This is a genomic window from Streptomyces sp. NPDC054975 (assembly GCF_053609105.1).
On the sequence record NZ_JBSGWV010000022.1, the window covers coordinates 55,330 to 76,087 of the forward strand.

Genomic DNA, 20,758 nt, shown 5'->3' on the forward strand with positions numbered 1-20,758 from the left:
GGCCGACACCGCCCGCCGCCCCGAGCACCGCTACGGCAATCGGCCCACGATGAAGGACGTCGCCGCCTTGGCCGGGGTCGGGCTCAAGACGGTCTCCCGCGTCGTCAACGGCGAGCCGGGAGTCACGCCCGACACCGAGCGCCGCGTGCAGGAGGCCATCGACTCGCTCGGCTTCCGGCGCAACGACAGCGCGCGCGTGCTGCGCAAGGGCCGTACGGCTTCGGTGGGCCTGGTCCTGGAGGACCTCGCCGACCCGTTCTACGGTCCGCTCAGCCGCGCCGTGGAGGAGGTCGCCCGGGCCCACGGAGCGCTGCTCATCAACGGTTCGAGCGCGGAGGACCCGGAGCGGGAGCAGGAGTTGGCACTCGCGCTCTGCGCCCGGCGGGTCGACGGACTGATCGTCATCCCGGCGGGTTCGGACCACCGTTACCTCGAACCGGAGATCAAGGCCGGTGTCGCCACCGTCTTCGTGGACCGCCCGGCGGGCCGGATCGACGCGGACGTCGTCCTGTCGGACAGCTTCGGGGGCGCACGCGCCGGAGTGGCCCATCTGATCGCGCACGGGCACCGCCGGATCGGGTTCATCGGCGACCAGCCCCGGATCCACACGGCGACGGAGCGCCTGCGCGGCTACCGGGCGGCGATGGAGGACGCGGAGCTGGCGGTGGACCCGTCGTGGGTGTCGCTCGGGCCGACGGCCCCCGATCGCGTACGGGAGGCGCTGGCCGCGATGGTTTCCGGCCCGGAGCCGGTCACGGCGCTCTTCGCGGGCAACAACCGGGTCACCGTCACAGCGGTCCGTGCCCTGGCCGGCCGCGCGCACCCGGTGGCGCTCGTGGGCTTCGACGACATCGAGCTGGCCGACCTGCTCGGCATCACCGTGATCGCCCAGGACGCGGCAGCCCTCGGCCGGACGGCCGCAGAGCGCCTCTTCCGCCGCCTGGACGGCTTCGACGAACCGCCGGCCCGCGTGGTCCTGGACACCCGCCTGATCCCCCGCGGATCGGGCGAGATCCCGCCGCCGGCGTAGGTCGTGTCCGGCCACGGCGACAGCCACGGCGTCAGCAGACCGGCAGGCCGGGCACCGGCTCGTCGTTGTCGCCGCCCTTGATGTACACCACGCTGAACCACACATCGGTGTTGCCGCTGTCGTCGTCGGTCCTGGCCCACCAGACGTTCGTCCACTCGCCGGACGTCTCACGCCGGCCCAGATTGGCCTGGCAGTAGAAGTAGTTGGTGCCGGCGTTGAGGATGCCTGCCGAGCTGCCGTCGTGCCGGTACGTCTTCTCGGTGCGCCACACCTCGCAGTTGTACTTTCCGCCGCCCCGTGAGTGGCAGACGGGCGCGGGAGCCGTGGCCGAGCCGCCGCCGCTCGTCGTGGTCGAACCCGTGCTCGTGCCGCCGGTCGTGCCCGTCGTGCCGCTGCCACCCGACGTCGTCCCTCCGCCGGAGGCGGTTCCGCCGGTCGTGGTCCCGCCGTCCGCACCGCCGCTGCCGGAGCCCGGCAGGGGTGCCTTCGAGGAGCCCGACGGGGAGGGCTTCGCGGACTTCGAGGGCCCGGACTTCGACGGCTCGGCGGACGGACTCCCCGCCTCCACGCCGCCCCCGTCGAGGGCGCGGCCGGGGTTCGCCCCCGGGCTGCTCGGTGAGGCCTGGCCGCCTGCCTGTTGCTGCCGCCCCGTGCCGTCGCCTCCCTTGCCGACCAGGGAGTACGTCACTCCGCCGCCCGCGAGCAGGACGGCGGCGACCGCGGCGGCGACCAGCGGCGCCGACCTCTTCCGCCCGGGCTCCCGAGGTGCCGGAGCGGGCATGTGCGCCGGGCTCGCGCCCGTCGGGGCGGGCGGGAGACCTCCGCCGGCGGTGGCGAACCCCTCGGCGGGGTGCGGCAGGGCGGGCCCGAAGCCCTCGGGACGGTGCGGCACGACGTTGGGCTCCGTCGGCACGGGCGCGGGCGCCGGGGCACCGGATGCCGGGGCGGGGCTCGAGGCGTCTTGAGTGCCCTCGGCGACCGCCGCGAGCAGCCGTGCCGCCGTCCTGGCGTCGGGGCGGCGCGCCGGGTCCTTGTCCAGCAACTGTCGCAGGACGGGCACGAGGGCGCCGGCCCTGCGCGGCTCCGGGAGCGGCTCCACGACGATGGCGTTCAGCGTCGACCAGGTCGACGTGCGGCGGAAGGGCGAGGTGCCCTCCAGGGCCGCGTACAGCGTCGCGCCGAGTGCCCAGACGTCGGACGCGGGTCCCGGCTGCTGCCCCTGGGCGCGCTCCGGCGCCAGGTAGTCCAGCGAGCCGACGATCTCGCCGCTGCGGGTCAGATGGGTGGCGGAACCGTCACCCGGATCCTCCATGGCGGCGATCCCGAAGTCGGTGAGGACGACCCTGCCGGTCCTGTCGAGGAGGACGTTGCCGGGCTTCACGTCACGGTGGAGCACACCGACGTCGTGCGCGGCGGCCAGCGCCTCCAGGACGGCGGCTCCGATCCGGGCGGCTTCCTTCGGGTCGAGGACGCCGCGGTCGGCGAGCACACCGTCGAGGGAGGGCCCGTCGACCAGTTCCATGACGATGACCGGACGGCCCTCGTGCTCGGTCACGTCGTGGACGGCGACGACCCCGGGATGCCGTACGCGGGCCGCGGCACGCGCCTCGCGCTGCATCCTCAGGCGCAGGTCCTCCAGTTCGGGGCCCGACGAGTCGTTGTACGCCCGCAGTTCCTTGACGGCCACCTCGCGGCCGAGGACCTCGTCGACGGCGCGCCAGACGACGCCCATGCCGCCGCGGCCCAGTTGACGCACGACGCGGTAGCGGCCGGCCAGCCGCTCGTTCTCCCCCGAAGACACCGATGCCCCGTTCTCTGTCGGCTGCTCGAACGCGTACAGAGTACGGGGCCCCGGTGGTGACCTCCGCGCGGGTGGTTCCGCGTGGTTACTGGGCGGTGGCCGTCAGGTCACCGCGGCGCGGGGCCGCGAAGCGGTCCAGGTCGGCGCGGGTGAGGCCGGTGAGGGCGTCGACCTCGAAGGTGTCGAGGGCACCGCAGTCGATGCCGCGCAGGAGGTAGGAGCTGAGCGCCTTCGCGGTGGCGGGCTCGTCCATGACGTCGCCGCCCGCGTGGTTGGCGTAGGCGGAGAGGCGCTTGGCGGCGGCCTCGAAGCCCTCGCGGTAGAAGGCGAAGACGGCGGCGTACCGGGTCGGGATGTGGCCCGGGTGCATGTCCCAGCCCTGGTAGTAGGCGCGGGCGAGCGCGCGGCGGGTGAGGCCGTAGTGCAGACGCCAGGCCTCGTGGACGTGCTCGGTGGAGCCGACGGGGAGGACGTTGGTGGAGCCGTCGGATACGCGTACGCCCGTGCCCGCGGCGGCGACCTGCATGATCGCCTTGGCGTGGTCGGCGGCCGGGTGGTCGCTGGCCTGGTAGGCGGCGGAGACGCCCAGGCAGGCGCTGTAGTCGAAGGTGCCGTAGTGCAGTCCGGTCGCGCGGCCCTCTGCGGCGCCGATCATGCGGGCGACGGCGGCGGTGCCGTCGGTGGCGAGGATGGACTGGCTGGTCTCGATCTGGATCTCGAAGCCCAGGCGGCCGGCGTCCAGGCCGTGGGCCTTCTCGAAGGCCTCCAGGAGCCGGACGAAGGCCGAGACCTGCTCGGGGTAGGTGACCTTGGGGAGGGTGAGGACGAGGCCGTCGGGCAGGCCGCCGTTCTCCAGGAGCCCGGTGAGGAAGACGTCGGTGGTGCGGATGCCGCGGTCGCGTACGGCGGCCTCCATGCACTTCATCCGGATGCCCATGTACGGGGCGGCGGTGCCGTTCTCGTACGCCGCCGAGATCAGGCGGGCGGCGCGGGCGGCGTCGGCGTCTTCGGCGGCCCCGTCCTTTCCGGCGTAGCCGTCCTCGAAGTCGACCCGGAGGTCCTCGATCGGCTCGCGCTCCAGCTTGGCCCGTACGCGGCCGTAGACGTCCTCGGCGAGGTCGTCGGAGAGACCGAGGACGGCGGCGAAGGAGGCGGCGTCGGGGGCGTGCTCGTCGAGGGCGGCGAGGGCCTGGTCGCCCCAGGAACGGATCGTTCCGGCGTCGAAGACGTTGCCGGGGACGTAGACGGTGTGGACGGGCTGGCGGGTGCCCGGGTCGCCGGGGTAGCGCCGGTCGAGCTCGGCGTCCACCGCTGCGAGGGAGGCGCTGATGCCCTCGCTGACCGCTCCGGCGAGGCTCGTCGACACCTTCTCCTGCTGACCCATCCCACATCCTCCTGTTTTCCGCTTCACGGAATCAACAATCCGTATAGCGAAGTTAGTAGTCCGTCGGGACCTGCGTCAATGGGTGTCCGAAACGGCCGGGGGCCGCGCGGTGATCAACACCACGCGGCCCCCGGACCGAACAGAACCGCAGGTCAGCTCTTAGCCCTTGCGGGTCTTGATCTCCTCGGTCAGCTGCGGGACGACGTCGAAGAGGTCGCCGACCACGCCGTAGTCGACGAGGTCGAAGATCGGGGCCTCGGCGTCCTTGTTGATGGCCACGATGGTCTTCGAGGTCTGCATACCCGCGCGGTGCTGGATCGCACCGGAGATGCCGGAGGCGATGTACAGCTGCGGCGAGACCGACTTGCCGGTCTGGCCGACCTGGTTGGAGTGCGGGTACCAGCCGGCGTCGACGGCGGCGCGCGAGGCGCCGACGGCGGCACCGAGCGAGTCGGCGAGCGCCTCGATGATCGAGAAGTTCTCGGCGCCGTTGACGCCACGGCCGCCGGAGACGACGATCGCGGCCTCGGTCAGCTCCGGGCGGCCGGTGGACTCGCGCGGGGTGCGCGCGGTGACCTTGGTGCCGGTGGCCTGGGCGGAGAAGGTGACGGCGAGCGCCTCGACGGCGCCGGCGGCCGGGGCGGCCTCGACGGGGGCCGAGTTCGGCTTGACCGTGATGACCGGGGTGCCCTTGGAGACACGGGACTTGGTGGTGAAGGAGGCGGCGAACGCGGACTGCGTCGCGACGGGGCCCTCGTCACCGGCCTCCAGGTCCACGGCGTCGGTGATGATGCCGGAGCCGATGCGGACCGCGAGACGGGCCGCGATCTCCTTGGCCTCGGCGGAGGACGGCACGAGCACGGCGGCCGGGGAGACGGCCTCGTAGGCGGCCTGCAGCGCGTCGACCTTGGGGACGACGAGGTACTCGGCGAACTCGGGGGCGTCGGCGGTGAGGACCTTGACGGCACCGTGCTCGGCGAGGGCGGCGGCGGTGTCGGCGGCGCCGTTGCCCAGCGCGACGGCGACGGGGTCGCCGAGGCGGCGGGCCAGCGTCAGCAGCTCGAGGGTGGGCTTGCGGACGGCTCCGTCGACGTGGTCGACGTAGACGAGAATCTCAGCCATGGGGATTCAATCTCCTGCGAACGAAAAGGGGGCGGACGTCAGCGGCTCGCGCGAGCCCTTAGATGAACTTCTGGCTCGCGAGGTACTCGGCCAGCTGCTTGCCGCCCTCGCCCTCGTCCTTGACGATCGTTCCGGCGGTGCGGGCCGGACGCTCGGCGGCGGAGTCGACCGCGGTCCAGGAACCCGCCAGGCCGACCTCCTCGGCCTCGATGTCGAGGTCGTCGAGCTCCAGGGACTCCACCGGCTTCTTCTTGGCGGCCATGATGCCCTTGAAGGACGGGTAGCGCGCCTCGCCCGACTGGTCGGTCACCGACACGACGGCCGGGAGGGACGCCTCCAGCTGCTCGGAGGCGCTGTCGCCGTCGCGGCGGCCCTTGACGACGCCGTCCTCGACGGAGACCTCGGAGAGCAGCGTGACCTGCGGGACGCCCAGGCGCTCCGCGAGGATCGCCGGGAGGACGCCCATGGTGCCGTCGGTGGAGGCCATTCCGGCGATGACGAGGTCGTAGCCGGTCTTCTCGATCGCCTTGGCCAGCACCAGCGAGGTGCCCATGACGTCGGAGCCGTGCAGGTCGTCGTCCTCGACGTGGACGGCCTTGTCGGCGCCCATGGAGAGCGCCTTGCGCAGCGCGTCCTTGGCGTCCTCCGGGCCGACCGTGAGCACGGTGACCTCGGCGTCGTCGGCCTCTTCCGCGATCTGCAGCGCCTGCTCGACGGCGTACTCGTCGAGCTCCGACAGCAGGCCGTCGACGTCGTCGCGGTCGACGGTCAGGTCATCGGCGAAGTGCCGGTCGCCGGTGGCGTCGGGCACGTACTTCACACAGACAACGATCCTCAAGCTCACGCCGGCTCTCCTACTGCATCGTCATAACTGGGCTGCCTTGTTGCTCGCAGCATAGGCGCCTGAAGGGCGGGTTTCCGGTCGGGGCGTCCGACCGCACCCACCGGGATATTACTCGCCAGTACAGCCGTTCCGTTACCGGTGAGCAAGCGCTCAGGTGTGTGACCTTGCCAACGCCGGGGTTAGGGAACCCTCAGTCACGCAGAGCGTTGAAGCGGCCCTGGTGGTACAGGAGCGGCCGCCCCGCTCCGCTCGGGTCTCCGGCGACGACCTGGGCGATCACGATCCGATGGTCCCCGGCGGGGACGCGGGCCACCACCCGGCACACCAGCCAGGCGAGGACTCCGTCCAGGATCGGGACACCCTCGGGCCCGACGCTCCACCGAGTGGGGGCGCCGAACCGGTCGGCCCCGCTGCGGGCGAACGTTTCGGCGAGCTCGCGCTGGTGCTCGCCGAGGACGTGGACGCCTATGTGCTCGGCCTCGGAGACGACCGGCCAGCTGGAGGACGTCGTGCCCACACCGAAGGAGATCAGAGGAGGTTCGGCGGAGACGGAGTTGAGCGAGGTGGCGGTGAACCCGACGGGGCGCTCCCCCTGGGCGGTGACGACCGCGACCCCGGCCGCGTGCCGCCGGAAGACGGAGCGGAGGAGATCGGGAGTGGCGTCAGGGGCGGACGCCTCTGCGGCGGAAGCGAGCTCATGGCCGGGAGAGGGCTCACGGGCGGGAGAAGTCCGAGGGGCCTGACGAGGGGCGCCGATCGTGCGGAGGTCGGACGAGACCGTCATGGAGCTGTCCTTCTGCGAGGGCGACGTGCGGGGGATCCGGGGGTTCTCAGACACCCGGACAGCGCGCGCTCGCGTGACGGGCCAGGTCGACGTGGGCCCGCCCGTGGAGAAGGAGTTCATAAGGCACCCGGCCAGGGTGACGATCGATGGCCGATGCAGTCAAGCGCGTACCGGCATGTGGGAGAAGCGTCACCGCGTCAGACCGCCCGGCCCAGGGCGGCGATGACGTCCGCGCGCCGGGGCTGGCCCGAGGCCCGCACGACCACCCGGCCGACGCGGTCGAGGACGAGCACGGTGGGGGTGCGGACGATGTCGTACTTCCGTACGAGGTCGAGGCGCTCCTCGGCGTCGATCTCGACGTGGCCCACGCCCTCGACCATCCCCGCGACCTCGGCGAGCGTGCGCCGCGTGGCGCGGCAGGGCTGGCAGAAGGCCGTGGAGAACTGGACGAGGGTCGCCCGCTCCCCCAGCTCGATCCCCGCCTCGGCACCGAGGCCGACTCCGTCTCCCGCCATGTCTCCGTCTCCCTGTCGTCTCCCGGTCGCCCACCACTCCCCCGTGCAGCGTCCACGACCGCCGAACGATTCCCGTCACGGCCACCGGGCGTGACGATTATCTCTCCGTGCGAAGCCGTCAGGACTGGTCAGCAGGGCCCACATGGGGCACGATCTCCCAAAGCCGGAAACCTACGGCTGCGTAACTTCCGCCGGGAGAACCCTCCCCAGGCACAGAAGAAGGGGCTCCTCTCAGATGGCAGAACTCGTGTATCGGCCGGTCATCGGTGCCGCCCTGACCATGTTCAAGGCACTGGACCTCAAGATCGACACGCAGGGTTCGGAGCACATCCCGCGGACCGGCGGTGCGGTGCTCGTCAGCAACCACATCAGCTATCTGGACTTCATCTTCACGGGCCTGGCCGCACTGCCGCAGAAGCGGCTCGTCCGCTTCATGGCCAAGGACTCGGTGTTCCGGCACAAGGTGTCGGGCCCGCTGATGCGCGGCATGAAGCACATCCCGGTGGACCGCTCGCAGGGCGAGCACGCCTACAAGCACGCGCTGGAGTCGCTGCGGGCCGGCGAGATCATCGGCGTCTTCCCCGAGGCGACCATCTCGCAGTCCTTCACGCTGAAGAGCTTCAAGTCGGGTGCGGCGCGGCTCGCGCAGGAGGCCGGGGTGCCGCTGATCCCGATGGCGCTCTGGGGCACGCAGCGGGTCTGGACCAAGGGTCGGCCGCGGAACTTCAAGCGCAGCCACATCCCGGTGACGATCCGGGTGGGCGAGCCGGTGGAGGCGCCGGCGGACCAGTACGCGGGCGCCATCACCCGTCGACTGCGTGAGCGGGTCCAGGAGCTTCTCGAGGCGGCGCAGCGCGCCTATCCCGTACGCCCCAAGGACGCGAGCGACACCTGGTGGGTGCCTGCCCACCTCGGCGGTACGGCTCCGACCCCGGCCGAGGTGAAGGACGCCGGCTGACGGCCGCGCCCGGCGCGCGGGCGGGCAGCCCGCGCCGAAACGTCACTCCGGACATCGGGCCGCGCGCCGACGCGCCCGCGCGCCCCTGACGGCTACTCCGGGTCGCGGACGGTGATCCGCGCGCCGGGGCTCAGCTTCTCCAGCGACTCGGTGAGTTCCGCCCCCGCGGTGAGCAGCTCCTCGCGCGTCATGGGTGCGAGCGACTCCAGCAGGAAGATCGCGTTCACGGTGGTGTCGTCGATCCTGGTACGCGGCCCCTGGCGCCAGTTCCAGCGGCGGCAGGTGACGCCCGTCTCGTCGCACCAGACGATCTCGCCCGGCTCCGGGTGCTCCACGGTCTCCTCGCCGCCCGCCACGGTCACGAACGGCTCGTCGCCGACGGCCCGCACGAGGCGCATGCCGCCCTGGATGCGGTCGAGGTCCTCGCCGCCGGCCGGGACGAGGTGCGCGACGCTGATGGCGTTGTAGGCGTCGACCAGCCGGTTGATACGGGGCAGCCCACCGTCGGCGAGGGCTCGCCTGGCCAGCGCCTCGGCGGAGTTGCGGGTACGGGAGGGCTTGGCGCCGAACGCGGTGTACGCGGCGCGCCAGGCCGCGATGTGCGCGTCCTGCTCGGGCGTCCGGCCGTCGAGCCGCTCGGCGAGGCGGCGGGCGGCGTCGTCGAGCAGGGCCGAACTGGCCTCGTCACTGGGCCCGTTGACGAGGCCGTGGGCCTCGATGGCGAGGTGGCTGAAGCCGGGCACGAGGGCACGCACTTCGTCGGAGACCGTCAGGGTGAGGGGCATCGTCGTCCTTGCGTGAGAAGTCGCCGGGAGGATCCGCGCGTCAAAGGTCGGCCGGAAGGATCCGCAACAGCTCCTCGCTGTCCCGCGCCGACCGCATGGCGCTCAGCACTCCCGGATGCGGTACAGCATACAGCACCGGGTAGTCCACTTCATTGAACTCCGGGTCGGGCAGGAAGGCCAGCCGCTCCCCCTCCAGCGAGAACGCCGCCTCGCGGCCCGGCTCCCCGCCGCGCGGATCCTGCCGATGCCATGCCTCCTCCCCCGAGGGCGCGCCGCCCTCCGGCAGCCGGATCGCGACGAGCCCGTGCAGCACCTCGAACTTCTGGTAGCAGAGGCCCGTCGGGATCGACTCGGCACGCAGCAGCGCGGCGAGCGCGTGGGCCTTCGCGTGACAGATCCCGGCGCGCCGGGCGAGGACGTCGGAGGCGCGCCAGGTGACGTGGGGGTCGCCGATGTCGCTGGAGTGCGCGATCTCGTCCCGCACGAACGCGTACGCGGCCTCGGCGTATGCGTATACGTCAGGGTGCCGTGTGCGCAGCGCGGCGGCGGTCTCCCGCACGAGCGGGTGCTCGTGGTCGACGACCTCGTCAGCCACGAGATACGCGGAGAGCTCAGGGTCCTGTTGGATCAGTTCCATAGCCGGGGACCCTAGAAAGACGACCGACCGGAAGTCAATGGATTTCCGGTCGGTCGCATACTTATGTAGATCTTCGGAGGGGCGCTATCGCGCCATCTCCTCCTTCAACGCCTGGAGGAAGGCGTCGACGTCGTCCTCCATGGTGTCGTACGCGCACATCCAGCGCACGTCGCCCGCCGCCTCGTCCCAGAAGTAGAAGCGGAACCGCTTCTGCAGCCGGGTGCTCACCTCGTGCGGGAGCCGCGCGAAGACCGCGTTGGCCTGGACCGGGTAGAGGATCTCGACCCCGTCCACCTCCCGCACACCGGCCGCGAGGCGCTGCGCCATCGCGTTGGCGTGCTGGGCGTTGCGCAGCCACAGGTCCTTGGCGAGCAGCGCCTCCAGCTGGACCGAGACGAACCGCATCTTGGACGCGAGCTGCATGGACAGCTTGCGCAGGTGCTTCATGTGGCTGACGGCGTCCGGGTTGAGGACGATCACGGCCTCGCCGAACATCATGCCGTTCTTGGTGCCGCCGTACGAGATCACGTCCACGCCGACCGCGTTGGTGAACGCCCGCATCGGCACGTTCAGGGAGGCGGCCGCGTTGGCTATCCGGGCGCCGTCGAGGTGCACCTTCATGCCCTTGCCATGGGCGTGCTCCACGATGGCCCGGATCTCGTCCACGGTGTAGACCGTGCCCAGCTCGGTGTTCTGGGTGATCGAGACGACCTGCGGCATCGCGCGGTGCTCGTCCTCCCAGCCCCAGGCCTGCCGGTCGATCAGCTCGGGGGTGAGCTTGCCGTCCGGGGTCGGCACGGTGAGCAGCTTGAGGCCGCCCATCCGCTCCGGGGCCCCGCCCTCGTCCACGTTGATGTGCGCGGACTCGGCGCAGATCACGGCGCCCCAGCGGTCGGTGAGCGCCTGCAGGGCGGTGACGTTCGCCCCGGTGCCGTTGAAGACCGGGAAGGCCTCCGCGCTCGGCCCGAAGTGGCTGTGCATGATCCGCTGGAGGTGGTCGGTGTACTCGTCCTCGCCGTACGCGACCTGGTGACCGCCGTTGGCGAGGGCGATGGCCGCGAGCACCTCCGGGTGGACGCCGGCGTAGTTGTCGCTCGCGAAGCCCCGGACCGACGGGTCGTGGTGACGACGGGCGTCGGTCTTCGCGGGCAGGCCCTGCGGGGCCGGGGTCACGGCTTGGGGGTCAGCCACAGACGCTGTCCATTCACTTCCTGTGCGGGCCGCTCCCAGACGGAGGCGATCTCGTCGGCCAGATCCTTCACGTCGGTGAAGCCCGCGAACTTCGCATTCGGGCGCTCGGCGCGCATGGCGTCGTGCACCAGTGCCTTGATCACCAGGATCGCAGCCGCCGCCTTCGGGCCGTCCTCGCCCCCCGCCTTACGGAAGTCGTCGCCCAGGGCGAGCGTCCAGGCCTCGGCCGCGGCCTTGGCGGCGGCGTACGCCGCGTTGCCGGCGGTCGGCTTGGAGGCGCCGGCGGCGCTGATCAGCACGTAGCGTCCGCGGTCGCTGCGGAGCAGCGGCTCGCGGAAGGCGAGCGAGGTGGACTGGACGGTGCGGATGAGGAGCTTCTCCAGGAAGGTCCAGTCGGCCAGGTCGGTCTCGGCGAAGGTCGCGCTGCCGCGCCAGCCGCCGACGAGGTGGACGAGGCCGTCGATCCGGCCGAACTCCTTCTCGGTCTTGTCGGCCCACTCCCGGGCCGCGCCGAGGTCGAGCAGGTCGACCGTGTCGCCGATGACCGTGGCGCCGCCGTGCGCGTACCGGGCGGCGTCGACCGCCTCGGCGAGGCGCGCCGGGTCGGCGTCGGCGCCGACGACGGTGGCGCCGGCTTCGGCGAGGCGCAGCAGCGCCGCCCGCCCGGCAGGACCGGCCGCTCCCGCGACCGCGATGACGGCACCCTCCAGCGGCCCGCCGTTCCCGTTGGCGTTCATGGTCGTCCCCTCCTCCTCCGTGACAGTGTTCACGCGGCAGCCTGCTCGGCCCGCGAAGCGTTGGCGGCGGTGATGCCCTTGGTGGAGGCGATCACGCCCTTCAGCTTCTTGGAGAGGGCCTCATAGAACATGCTGAGCGGAAACTCGTCCGGAAGCACGTCGTCCACGAGCTTGCGCGGCGGCTGGGTCAGGTCCAGGGCGTCGGGGCCCTTGGCCCAGCGCGATCCGGGGTGCGGGGCGAGGTAGGTGGAGACGAGCTCGTACGCCTTGAACCAGTGGACCAGCTTCGGACGGTCGATGCCGTCGCGGTACAGCTTCTCGATCTCGGCGCAGAGCTGGTTGGTGACCTCGGGGGCGCGCTGCCAGTCGATCTTCAGCGTGTTGTCCGTCCAGCGCACGACGTCGTGCTTGTGGAGGTACGCGAAGAGGAGCTGGCCGCCCAGACCGTCGTAGTTGCGGTTGCGGTCACCGGTGACCGGGAAGCGGAACATCCGGTCGAAGAGCACGGCGTACTGCACGTCACGTCCGTGGGCGTTGCCCTCGGCCTCCAGCTTCACGGCCTCCTTGAAGGCGGTGAGGTCGCAGCGCAGCTCCTCCAGGCCGTACATCCAGAACGGCTGGCGCTGCTTGATCATGAAGGGGTCGAACGGCAGGTCACCGTGGCTGTGGGTGCGGTCGTGGACCATGTCCCAGAGCACGAAGGCGGCCTCGCAGCGCTTCTGGTCCTCGACCATGGCGGCGATGTCCTCGGGCAGCTCGATGCCCAGGATGTCCACGGCGGCCTCGGTGACCTTGCGGAAGCGGGCGGCCTCGCGGTCGCAGAAGATGCCGCCCCAGCTGAAGCGCTCGGGGGCCTCGCGCACGGCGATGGTCTCGGGGAAGAGGACGGCCGAGTTGGTGTCGTAACCGGCGGTGAAGTCCTCGAAGGTGATGCCGCAGAACAGCGGGTTGTCGTAGCGGGTGCGCTCCAGCTCGGAGAGCCACTCCGGCCAGACCATGCGCAGCACGACCGCTTCGAGGTTGCGGTCCGGGTTGCCGTTCTGGGTGTACATCGGGAAGAGCGCCAGGTGCTGGAGCCCGTCCTTGCGGTCGGCGGCCGGCTGGAAGGCGAGCAGGGAGTCCAGGAAGTCCGGCACCTCGAAGCCGCCCTCGGCCCACTTGCGCAGGTCGGTGACGAGCGCGCGGTGGTACGCCGCGTCGTGCGGCAGCAGCGGGGAGAGCTTCTCGACGGCCGTGACGATCCGCTCGACCGTGGCACGGGCGTGGTCGGCCGAGGGCGCGCCGTCGGCCTCGAAGTCTATGGAGCCGTCCTTGTTCTGCCAGGGACGGATCTCCTCCACGGCATTCTTGAGCTCGGGCCAGGCAGGGTGCTCGACCACCGGAGCAGCGGCAGCCGTTCCCTCACCGGTCACGTCCTGCACAAGAATTTCCGTCATTTCACTTCCTCCACAGGAGAACCTCGCGTTAAGACACCGTATCCGTCCGCGGTTCCTCCGGACAAGGGGAGCAAGAGAAATTATCCTGCGACACCCCCATGGTCACCGTTAATTTTCCTGCCGGACAGCGCTGAGGCGCTCGCATCCGCCGCTGCCGCCCCCACCCCCGAAGGGCGGCGCTCGTGGGCCGGGTGGGCGGCGACGGAGCGGCGGCGGTGGTCCTGTCACGCGCGGGCGCGTACGTCGGAGGGGTGGGTTCCGACGCCCCGCGCGCATGCGCTTCCTTCTTCCGGTGAAGTCATTAGGCTGCGCCCCGAGCCGCACCGGGAGCCCGGAGGGACCTGGGCCCGGACATCGACGGAAGCGAGAAGATCTTGAGTTTCCTCACCATCGGTCACCGCGGTGTCATGGGCGTCGAGCCCGAGAACACCCTGCGTTCCTTCGTCCGCGCCGAACAGTGCGGCATGGACGTCATCGAGCTGGACCTGCACCTGAGCAAGGACGGCGCCCTCGTCGTCATGCACGACCCGGACGTCGGCCGGACCACCGACGGCAGCGGCCCGATCGCCGAGAAGACCCTCGCGGAGCTGCGCGAGCTGGACGCCGGGAACGGCGAGCGCGTCCCCGTCTTCGAGGAGGTCCTGGACGCGGTGCGGGCCCCGCTCCAGGCGGAGATCAAGGACGCGGCGGCCGCCCGGGCGCTCGCCGAGGTGATGCTCCGGCGCGACCTGGTCGGCCGCGTGGAGGTCCTCTCCTTCCACGACGAGGCCCTCGCCGAGGTCGCGCGTCTGGTCCCGGGTGTCCGTACCGCGCTGGTCGCCGAGGAGTGGGGCCCGGACATCGTGGACCGGGCGAAGGCCGTCGGCGCCGGGGCGCTCGTCCTCAGCATCCGCAACCTCACCCTGGAGACGGTCGAGCACGCCCACCAGGAAGGGCTGCGGGTGATCGGTTGGGTGGTCAACACCCAGGAGCACCTGCGGCTCGTCCGCGCCCTGGAGCTGGACGGCGCGACGACGGACTACCCCGAGATCCGCCGCACCGGCCGCTTCACGGCCTGAGCCAGGCGCCGCGCGGGACCCGGCGGGGCCGGGTCGCGCGCGCCGGTCTCAGACCAGTGGCTTCACCAGGAGCTCGAACTGCAGGCCGTCCCGCTGCGGGACGCCGAAGCGCTCGTCGCCGTACGGGAACGGGGTCATCCGGCCCGTACGGCGGTAGCCGCGCCGCTCGTACCAGGCGATGAGCTCCTCGCGCACCGAGATCACGGTCATGTGCATCTCACGCACGCCCCAGATCTCGCGCACCCTGCGCTCCGCCTCCTCGATGATCCGGCGGCCGAGGCCCGCGCCCTGGAGCTCGGGGCGCACGGCGAACATGCCGAAGTAGGCGGCCTCGCCGCGGTGTTCGAGCTGGCAGCAGGCGACGATCTCGTCGCCCCGCTCCACCACCAGCAGCCGGCTGCCCGGCGTGGTGATGACGGCGCGCACGCCCTCCTCGTCGGTCCGCTGCCCCTGCAGGATGTCCGCCTCCGTGGTCCAGCCGGCCCGGCTGGAATCGCCCCGGTACGCCGACTCGACGAGGGGCACGAGGACCGGGATGTCGTCCTCCACCGCGTCGCGGTAGGCGATCCGGTCGGTGTCCTGGGGCGTGGCGGTGTCCATGCTGTTCGGGTCTCCCCTCGGGGGCGCTGACGATCCCCCCGAGCGTAACGCGCTCGGGGTGTGCTCCCCCCGTACGCCTGTGCGCTCGCGTGCGCCGGTCCGGGTGCGGGAATCGACCCGGAGGACGACACCACGGGGAGGTGTGCCGTGCACGGACCGGCCCTGACGGCCTGGCTGTTGCTGGCCCTGTGCGGGGCGAGCGCCGTCTACTGCGCGCTGCGGGCGCGCCGCTGTGTGGGAGAGGAGCGCAGGACGGCCGCGGGCGAGGCGGTGATGGGGGTCGGGATGGCGGCGATGGCGCTGCCCACGACGGTCGTGACCCTGCCCGCCTGGTCATGGGCGGTGTACGCGGCGGTGTTCGGGGCGGCGGCCCTGCAGGCGCTCGCCTCGGTGCGGCGCGGTACACACCATCTGCACCACCTGGTGGGTTCGCTGGCGATGGTCTACATGGCGTGGCCCGCCGGCGGCCACGGGGCCGCGCACGGCGGCCACGGGGGCGGCGGGGGCGTGCCGCTGGTGACGGGTGCGCTGCTCGTCTACTACGTCGCGTACGTGCTCCGCTCGGGCGCGCGGCTCGTCCCGGTCACGGGGCCGGCCGCGGTGGCGGGGACCGGGGGCGGCCCTACGCCGGTGTGGGTCGCGCGGCCGGAGTTCACGCTCGTGTGCCGGCTGTCGATGGCCCTCGCGATGCTGGCGATGCTCGTCACGCTGTGAGCCGCCCAGGCGGTGGCTCGGGCCGGGCGGCCGGTTCGGGCGGCGGGCCGGGCGGGTCCGGACGGCCGGTTCGGGCGGCTGGTCCGGGCAGCTTCGGGCCGCTGGTCCGGGCAGGTTCGGGCCGCTGGTCCGGGCGGTCGGCCCGGCCCAGTTCCGACGGCCGGTTCGGGTGGGTTCGCGCGGCCGGTCCGGGCGGCGGTTCGGGTGGCACGAATCCGTGGCGTACGTCACTTGGCGCGTCAGGGCGTTACCCCCGCGTAGCACGCCCTCATAGGCTGACTCCATGTTGGTCTCCCTCGCGTTGCTCGCGCTCGGCGTCCTGACCGCCGTCGCGGCCCCACGACTGCTCGCGCGGTCCGACTGGGGAGAACGCGAGCCCGTGGTGGCGCTCTGGGTGTGGCAGTGCGTGGTGGCGGCGGTGCTGCTGTGCTTCGCGCTGTCGATGACGTTCAGCGCGGCCGCCGCCTGGCACGTGGTGCGCGGCCAGGTCTTCGCACCCGCGCCGCGCCAGGTGATCGAGGCGTACGAACTGGGCACCCACCAGCCGTGGTCGGCGGCGCTCGCCGTGATCCTCGCCTGCGGCGGCCTGTGGACCGGCGCGATGCTCACCCGGGAGATCCGCGGGGCGCGCGCCCGCCGTCGGCGGCGGCGCTGCGAACTGCTCGTCCGCTCCCCGCTGTTGCCCGGCGAGGAGCCCGGAAGCGAGCCGCTCGTCGTCCTGGAGGGCGAGCGGCCGGACGCGTGGTGGCTGCCGGGCACCACGCCCCAGCTGGTCATCACGACGGCGGCGCTACGCCGGCTGAAGGGTCGTCAGTTGGACGCGGTCCTCGCCCACGAGCAGGGACACGCCCGGGCACGCCACGACTGGTTGCTGCACTGTTCGGGCGCGTTGGCGAACGGCTTCCCCGGCATTCCGGTCTTCGCGGCCTTCCGTGACCAGATGCACCGGCTGGTGGAGCTGGCGGCCGACGACGTCGCCTCGCGGCGGTTCGGGCGGCTGACGATCGCCCTTGCGCTGGTCGAACTCAACGAGGAGCGTGGGGTGTTCGGCCCGGGTACGGCCTCGGGCACGGCGGACCTCCCCCGGCGGGTGCACCGGCTCCTCACGGCCGCCCCCCGGCTCACGCCGGTGCGGCGGCTGCGGCTGACGGCCGCCGCCGCCCTGGTGCCCGTGGTGCCCGTCCTCGTGGCGTTCGTCCCCGCGTTGAGGGCGCTCGGATAGCCCGCACAGCGTGGGTGGCTCCGCGTCGGCGCGCGGGTCGGGGAAGATCGGCTCATGCGTTCCTCCGCGGTGGTCTCCGGTGCTCTGCTCGTCGTGCTGCTCGTGCTCGTGGAGGTCGGGTGGTCGCCGCTTCTCTCCCTGGACCGGTCCGTCGCCGACTCGTTGCACCGCAGCGCCCACGCCGAGCCCGGGTTCACCCAGTTCAATCGCGTCCTGTCCGACTGGGTGTGGGATCCATGGACGATGCGCGCGCTGGTCCTTCTCGCGGCGCTGGTGGTGTGGCGGTGGCGCGAACGGTCGCTCGCCCTGTGGCTGGCGGGGGCGCTCCTGGTGGCGGGGGGCGTACAGCAGGCACTGAAGGCCGCGCTCGACCGGGACCGGCCCGGCTGGCCGAATCCTGTCGACTCGGCGCACTTCGCGTCCTTCCCCTCGGGGCACGCGACGACGGTGGTGGTGGGGTGTGGGCTGCTGCTGTGGGTGCTCGCGCTGCACTGGCGGGAGTCCTGGCGCGGCTGGAGCGTGCTCGCGGTGGCGGCGCTCGTGTCGGTGGCCGGTGCGGGGTGGACCCGGCTCTATCTGGGTGTGCACTGGCTTTCGGACGTCGTCGCGGGCTGGCTGCTCGGCTGGTGCGTCGTCGCTGTGGCGATCGTCACGCACCGCCGCTACGGCAGGGACGGCCTGAAATCCGTCCGGCCGGCCACATCGGGCCCGAACCAGAGCAAAATGGGAGAAACGACGTGAAGCCGCCTGTTCTGGACGATCCCCCGCGTCGCCCAGAACAGACGGCCAACCCGCTGACCAGCCACGAAGGCGCGACAGCAGGCTGCGCTGAGTATATTGGCTGCGAGCCAGTCAACGCAGGAGTTAAGCATGTCCCCGCGTAGCCCATCGGTCAATGAAGAGCTCCGGCGACGCTCGCGCGAGCGACTGCTCCAGGCCACCGTCGAGCTCGTGTCGGAGCGCGGCTACGAGGCGACGACGTTGGGCGACATCGCCGAGCGGGCGGGTTCGGCGCGCGGACTGATCTCGTATTACTTCCCGGGCAAACGCCACCTGCTGCAGTCGGCCGTGCACCGGCTGATGCACCTCACGCTGGAGGAGGCGCTGGAGCGGGAGCCCCGTACGCAGGACGGGCGGGAGCGGATGGCGCGGGCCATCGACGCGATCCTGGGACTGGCCGTCGACCGTCCGGTGCTGATGCGGACGCACATGGCGGGCATCCTGCAGGCCGAGGGGTTCGTGCAGTGCCCGGAGCAGCAGCGGCTGGCGTTCCTGCTGCGCGACACGGTGACCCGGTACGGCTCGGCGAACGTGGACGCGGACTATCCGCTGCTGCGGGCGCTGCTGATGGGCGCGGTCGTCGCGGTGCTGCTGCCGGGGGCGCCGATGCCGGTGTCGCGACTACGGGCGGAGCTGTTCCAGCGGTACGGACTCGACTGGGAGCAGGGCATGCCGCCGGACGGGGATCCGCCCGACGGCATGCCTTTCACGGCCGCGGTGTTACCGCACCGGGTGCCGCGTCAGTCGTCGCCCCAACCGCCGTCGAAGTCGTCGAAGTAGTCCGGCTGCGTCTGGACGTTGAGCTCGTCCATCCGCACCCACTTCGCCGCGTCCGTGCGACGGTCGTCGAGCCTGAGGACGTCGAAGCCCTTGGCCATGTCGTTCGAGTAGATGTAGCCGTTGTAGTAGTACGCCGACCAGGAACCACCACCGACGAGCCGGTCCGCGGAGATCGGGCCGCGCTCGAAGAAGGCGATCTCCTTGGGCTTGGCGGAGTCGGTGAAGTCCCAGACGGAGAGACCGCCCTGGTACCAGGCCTGGACCATGATGTCCTTGCCCTTGACCGGGATCAGCGAGCCGTTGTGGGCGACGCAGTTCTCGGTGTCGGCCTGGTGGCGCGGGATCTTGAAGTAGCTGCGGAAGACGAGCTTGCTCTTCTTGCCCTTGCCGACGATGTCGTAGATGCCGTCGGCGCCCCGGTTCGGGCCCACGGCCGCGTTGCAGGTGGCCGCGCCGCCGCCGCCGAGCTCGTCCGTGAAGACGACCTTGTTGGCCTTCTGGTTGAAGGTCGCCGAGTGCCAGAACGCGAAGTTGACGTTGTCCTGGACCTGGTCGATGACCTTCGGGCGCTCGGGGTCCTCGATGTCGAAGAGGATGCCGTCGCCCATGCAGGCGCCGGCCGCGATGTCCTTGCCGGGCAGCACGGTGATGTCGTGGCAGCCGGTGGTCTTGGAGACGCCCGGGTTGGTCGGACCGCCCGGGTTGCCGCCGCCGTCCGGGCCCTCACCGGGGAAGAGGACGGGGAAGGAGACGATCGCCGACTTCTCGGGCGCCTTGCGGGGCACCTTGATGACCGAGATGCCGTCGTGCGGCGGCTGGCAGTCCGGGAAGGCGGTGTTGGGCGAGTAGGAGGAGACGTAGACGTAGACGTCCCGCTTCTTCGGCACCAGCGTGTGGGTGTGCGAGCCGCACGCGGTCTCGACGGCCGCGACGTACTTCGGGTTGCGGATGTCGCTGATGTCGAAGATCTTCATGCCCTCCCAGGAGGACTTCTCCGTGGCCGGCTGGCTGACGCTGGCACAGGAGTTGTCGCTGCGGGAGGAGTCGGTGGAGAGGAAGACGAGGTTGCCGGAGACGGAGATGTCGTTCTGCGATCCGGGGCAGAGGACCTGAGCGACCGTCTTCGGGGCGCGCGGGTTGCTGATGTCGAAGATCCGGAAGCCGTCGTAGTTGCCCGCGAAGGCGTACTTGCCCTGGAACGCGAGGTCGGAGTTGGTTCCCGCCAGAGCGTCCTTGGGGATGTTCACGAGGTGCTTGATGTTGTCGCTGTGGACGATCTCGTCCACTCCGGGTATCTCGCCGCTCTGGATCGCGGACCGTGCTTCGGCCGCCTGTTCCGAGGAGACCGTGCCCTGTACGGGAGCGTCACCCGGGTCGGGCGTGGCGGCCGCGGGTCCGGCCGCGAGCAGGCTGACCAGCAGTCCGGCTGCGGCGGTCGCCACGCCCAGGCCTCTGATCCGAGCGCGCGGGGTACGCGTGGTGCGCGTGGTTCGCAACGAAGTCACTCCGTCCTCCCTTGTATCCGTTCGTAGTTGAACGGTTGTTGGACCCCGGCAGTATCGTCCTTAGCGTGCACATCTCAACAGATGGCAACAGACATGTCATGCAGGTTTTTGATCAATACGCCGTGGAGGTCGCCTTGTTGAACCGCCGTCGCATCCGCGGAACCGTCGCCGTGGCGCTGAGCGCCGTCGCCGTCCTGGCCCTGGCCGCCTGCGACTCGGAGCCCGGCGGGAAGGCGCCGCAGGGCAAGGCGTCCACGGAACCCGCGGTCGTGGCACCGGGGAAGCCGGGCGAACCGGCGCGGCGGATATCCCCCGCCGAGGCCTCCAAGCTGCTGCCGGACGACAAGCCCAACGCGGCGGACTTCGGTTACGCGCAGATGATGATCGTCCACCACCGGCAGGCGCTGACGATGACCGCGCTGGTCCCGGAGCGGGCCGCATCGGCGCAGGTCAAGAAGTTGGCGGAACGGATCACGGCGGCGCAGCAGCCGGAGATCGGCGCGATGGAGGGGTGGCTGAAGAACAACGGCGGCCCGCGCGAGCAGAGCGGTCACGACCATCACACGATGCCGGGGATGGCGACCGAGGCGCAGCTCGCGCAGCTGCGGCAGGCGAAGGGCACGGCGTTCGACGAGCTGTTCCTGAAGCTGATGATCACGCACCACGAGGGCGCTGTGACGATGGCCGCCGAGGTGCTCGGGAGCGGGAACAACGTGCTCGTGGAGGAGATGGCGAGCGACGTGATCGCGCAGCAGACGGCGGAGATCAACCGGATGCGGGCGATGTAGCGAGCGCCCGGGGGTCCCGACGCGAGGCCGGACGCGGCCTCGCGTCGTGTCGCACACCTCCCCTCGGGGGGCTTGCGGTGGGATGCT

Annotated in this window: 21 protein-coding genes; 8 read left to right on the forward strand and 13 right to left on the reverse strand. The window is 71.5% G+C overall.

Annotated elements, in window-relative coordinates:
• The first annotated feature begins 49 nt into the window (after window positions 1-49).
• Window positions 50-1,030 (forward strand): LacI family DNA-binding transcriptional regulator, encoded by a 981-nt coding sequence (locus ACWF79_RS20540; protein ID WP_453729586.1) that lies wholly within the window; start codon window positions 50-52, stop codon window positions 1,028-1,030.
• Window positions 1,031-1,061: 31 nt separating this feature from the next.
• Here ACWF79_RS20540 and ACWF79_RS20545 read toward each other — a convergent pair whose 3' ends face one another.
• From ACWF79_RS20545 to ACWF79_RS20570, 6 genes are all read right to left on the reverse strand, one after another.
• The gene (locus ACWF79_RS20545; protein ID WP_453729539.1) at window positions 1,062-2,831 is read right to left on the reverse strand and encodes a serine/threonine-protein kinase; all 1,770 of its coding nucleotides are present in this window, start codon (window positions 2,829-2,831) and stop codon (window positions 1,062-1,064) included.
• An 85-nt stretch (window positions 2,832-2,916) separates the two neighbouring features.
• Window positions 2,917-4,215: a DUF6986 family protein gene (locus ACWF79_RS20550; protein WP_453729540.1), complete on the reverse strand. Its 1,299-nt coding sequence runs from the start codon at window positions 4,213-4,215 to the stop codon at window positions 2,917-2,919.
• A 159-nt stretch (window positions 4,216-4,374) separates the two neighbouring features.
• The gene (locus ACWF79_RS20555; RefSeq protein WP_453729541.1) at window positions 4,375-5,337 is read right to left on the reverse strand and encodes an electron transfer flavoprotein subunit alpha/FixB family protein; all 963 of its coding nucleotides are present in this window, start codon (window positions 5,335-5,337) and stop codon (window positions 4,375-4,377) included.
• A 58-nt stretch (window positions 5,338-5,395) separates the two neighbouring features.
• A complete protein-coding gene (locus tag ACWF79_RS20560; protein ID WP_453729542.1) occupies window positions 5,396-6,181 on the reverse strand; it encodes an electron transfer flavoprotein subunit beta/FixA family protein in 786 nt (261 codons plus the stop codon).
• A 190-nt stretch (window positions 6,182-6,371) separates the two neighbouring features.
• The gene (locus ACWF79_RS20565; RefSeq protein ID WP_453729543.1) at window positions 6,372-6,965 is read right to left on the reverse strand and encodes a flavin reductase family protein; all 594 of its coding nucleotides are present in this window, start codon (window positions 6,963-6,965) and stop codon (window positions 6,372-6,374) included.
• A 197-nt stretch (window positions 6,966-7,162) separates the two neighbouring features.
• Window positions 7,163-7,480, reverse strand: a complete 318-nt coding sequence (locus tag ACWF79_RS20570) for a TlpA family protein disulfide reductase (protein WP_453729544.1) — start codon at window positions 7,478-7,480, stop codon at window positions 7,163-7,165.
• 235 nt (window positions 7,481-7,715) lie between these two features.
• On the opposite strand from ACWF79_RS20570, the gene ACWF79_RS20575 reads away from it, so the two are divergent.
• Entirely contained in the window at window positions 7,716-8,438 is a 723-nt protein-coding gene (locus ACWF79_RS20575; protein WP_453729545.1) for a lysophospholipid acyltransferase family protein, read from the forward strand.
• A gap of 92 nt (window positions 8,439-8,530) precedes the next feature.
• Here the strand turns inward: ACWF79_RS20575 and ACWF79_RS20580 are convergent, their stop codons facing one another.
• The 5 genes from ACWF79_RS20580 to ACWF79_RS20600 all read right to left on the reverse strand — a co-directional run bounded on the left by ACWF79_RS20580 (window position 8,531) and on the right by ACWF79_RS20600 (window position 13,224).
• The gene (locus ACWF79_RS20580) at window positions 8,531-9,223 is read right to left on the reverse strand and encodes a B3/B4 domain-containing protein (RefSeq protein ID WP_453729546.1); all 693 of its coding nucleotides are present in this window, start codon (window positions 9,221-9,223) and stop codon (window positions 8,531-8,533) included.
• Between the two features lie 40 nt (window positions 9,224-9,263).
• Window positions 9,264-9,860: a transglutaminase domain-containing protein gene (locus tag ACWF79_RS20585; RefSeq protein WP_453729547.1), complete on the reverse strand. Its 597-nt coding sequence runs from the start codon at window positions 9,858-9,860 to the stop codon at window positions 9,264-9,266.
• A gap of 84 nt (window positions 9,861-9,944) precedes the next feature.
• On the reverse strand, window positions 9,945-11,051 hold the full coding sequence (locus tag ACWF79_RS20590; RefSeq protein ID WP_453729548.1) for a threonine aldolase family protein: 1,107 nt from the start codon (window positions 11,049-11,051) through the stop codon (window positions 9,945-9,947).
• Window positions 11,030-11,788 (reverse strand): SDR family NAD(P)-dependent oxidoreductase, encoded by a 759-nt coding sequence (locus ACWF79_RS20595; protein ID WP_453729587.1) that lies wholly within the window; start codon window positions 11,786-11,788, stop codon window positions 11,030-11,032. Before ACWF79_RS20595 ends, ACWF79_RS20590 begins: the two co-directional genes overlap by 22 nt.
• Before the next feature lie 29 nt (window positions 11,789-11,817).
• Window positions 11,818-13,224, reverse strand: coding sequence for a DUF6421 family protein (locus ACWF79_RS20600; RefSeq protein WP_453729549.1), 1,407 nt, complete (start codon window positions 13,222-13,224; stop codon window positions 11,818-11,820).
• Between the two features lie 374 nt (window positions 13,225-13,598).
• Here ACWF79_RS20600 and ACWF79_RS20605 point away from each other — a divergent pair, with 374 nt between their 5' ends.
• Window positions 13,599-14,282, forward strand: a complete 684-nt coding sequence (locus ACWF79_RS20605) for a glycerophosphodiester phosphodiesterase (RefSeq protein WP_453729550.1) — start codon at window positions 13,599-13,601, stop codon at window positions 14,280-14,282.
• Between the two features lie 48 nt (window positions 14,283-14,330).
• On the opposite strand, the gene ACWF79_RS20610 is transcribed toward ACWF79_RS20605, so the two are convergent.
• Window positions 14,331-14,882 (reverse strand): GNAT family N-acetyltransferase, encoded by a 552-nt coding sequence (locus ACWF79_RS20610; protein WP_453729551.1) that lies wholly within the window; start codon window positions 14,880-14,882, stop codon window positions 14,331-14,333.
• A gap of 147 nt (window positions 14,883-15,029) precedes the next feature.
• Between ACWF79_RS20610 and ACWF79_RS20615 the strand changes: the two genes are divergently transcribed.
• The 4 genes from ACWF79_RS20615 (at window position 15,030) to ACWF79_RS20630 (ending at window position 18,378) form a co-directional block, all read left to right on the forward strand.
• Window positions 15,030-15,596, forward strand: coding sequence for a DUF5134 domain-containing protein (locus ACWF79_RS20615; protein WP_453729552.1), 567 nt, complete (start codon window positions 15,030-15,032; stop codon window positions 15,594-15,596).
• Window positions 15,597-15,879: 283 nt separating this feature from the next.
• Entirely contained in the window at window positions 15,880-16,818 is a 939-nt protein-coding gene (locus tag ACWF79_RS20620) for a M56 family metallopeptidase (RefSeq protein WP_453729553.1), read from the forward strand.
• A gap of 54 nt (window positions 16,819-16,872) precedes the next feature.
• Window positions 16,873-17,559, forward strand: a complete 687-nt coding sequence (locus tag ACWF79_RS20625; protein ID WP_453729554.1) for a phosphatase PAP2 family protein — start codon at window positions 16,873-16,875, stop codon at window positions 17,557-17,559.
• Window positions 17,560-17,688: 129 nt separating this feature from the next.
• Window positions 17,689-18,378 (forward strand): TetR/AcrR family transcriptional regulator, encoded by a 690-nt coding sequence (locus ACWF79_RS20630; protein ID WP_453729555.1) that lies wholly within the window; start codon window positions 17,689-17,691, stop codon window positions 18,376-18,378.
• Here ACWF79_RS20630 and ACWF79_RS20635 read toward each other — a convergent pair.
• Entirely contained in the window at window positions 18,339-19,883 is a 1,545-nt protein-coding gene (locus tag ACWF79_RS20635; protein WP_453729556.1) for an LVIVD repeat-containing protein, read from the reverse strand. The two genes, ACWF79_RS20630 and ACWF79_RS20635, sit on opposite strands and share 40 nt — an antisense overlap.
• A 98-nt stretch (window positions 19,884-19,981) precedes the next feature.
• On the opposite strand from ACWF79_RS20635, the gene ACWF79_RS20640 reads away from it, so the two are divergent.
• The gene (locus ACWF79_RS20640; protein ID WP_453729557.1) at window positions 19,982-20,671 is read left to right on the forward strand and encodes a DUF305 domain-containing protein; all 690 of its coding nucleotides are present in this window, start codon (window positions 19,982-19,984) and stop codon (window positions 20,669-20,671) included.
• Window positions 20,672-20,758 lie beyond the last annotated feature (87 nt).

What these genes read in the sequence shown, in the direction of transcription:
- ACWF79_RS20540 (WP_453729586.1), top strand. Translation starts at nt 50, where the DNA reads ATGAAGGACGTCGCCGCCTTGGCCGGGGTCGGGCTCAAGACGGTCTCC.
- ACWF79_RS20550 (WP_453729540.1), bottom strand. Translation starts at nt 4,215, where the DNA reads ATGGGTCAGCAGGAGAAGGTGTCGACGAGCCTCGCCGGAGCGGTCAGC.
- ACWF79_RS20555 (WP_453729541.1), bottom strand. Translation starts at nt 5,337, where the DNA reads ATGGCTGAGATTCTCGTCTACGTCGACCACGTCGACGGAGCCGTCCGC.
- ACWF79_RS20565 (WP_453729543.1), bottom strand. Translation starts at nt 6,965, where the DNA reads ATGACGGTCTCGTCCGACCTCCGCACGATCGGCGCCCCTCGTCAGGCC.
- ACWF79_RS20570 (WP_453729544.1), bottom strand. Translation starts at nt 7,480, where the DNA reads ATGGCGGGAGACGGAGTCGGCCTCGGTGCCGAGGCGGGGATCGAGCTG.
- ACWF79_RS20575 (WP_453729545.1), top strand. Translation starts at nt 7,716, where the DNA reads ATGGCAGAACTCGTGTATCGGCCGGTCATCGGTGCCGCCCTGACCATG.
- ACWF79_RS20580 (WP_453729546.1), bottom strand. Translation starts at nt 9,223, where the DNA reads ATGCCCCTCACCCTGACGGTCTCCGACGAAGTGCGTGCCCTCGTGCCC.
- ACWF79_RS20585 (WP_453729547.1), bottom strand. Translation starts at nt 9,860, where the DNA reads ATGGAACTGATCCAACAGGACCCTGAGCTCTCCGCGTATCTCGTGGCT.
- ACWF79_RS20595 (WP_453729587.1), bottom strand. Translation starts at nt 11,788, where the DNA reads ATGAACGCCAACGGGAACGGCGGGCCGCTGGAGGGTGCCGTCATCGCG.
- ACWF79_RS20600 (WP_453729549.1), bottom strand. Translation starts at nt 13,224, where the DNA reads ATGACGGAAATTCTTGTGCAGGACGTGACCGGTGAGGGAACGGCTGCC.
- ACWF79_RS20610 (WP_453729551.1), bottom strand. Translation starts at nt 14,882, where the DNA reads ATGGACACCGCCACGCCCCAGGACACCGACCGGATCGCCTACCGCGAC.
- ACWF79_RS20620 (WP_453729553.1), top strand. Translation starts at nt 15,880, where the DNA reads ATGTTGGTCTCCCTCGCGTTGCTCGCGCTCGGCGTCCTGACCGCCGTC.
- ACWF79_RS20625 (WP_453729554.1), top strand. Translation starts at nt 16,873, where the DNA reads ATGCGTTCCTCCGCGGTGGTCTCCGGTGCTCTGCTCGTCGTGCTGCTC.
- ACWF79_RS20630 (WP_453729555.1), top strand. Translation starts at nt 17,689, where the DNA reads ATGTCCCCGCGTAGCCCATCGGTCAATGAAGAGCTCCGGCGACGCTCG.
- ACWF79_RS20640 (WP_453729557.1), top strand. Translation starts at nt 19,982, where the DNA reads ATGCAGGTTTTTGATCAATACGCCGTGGAGGTCGCCTTGTTGAACCGC.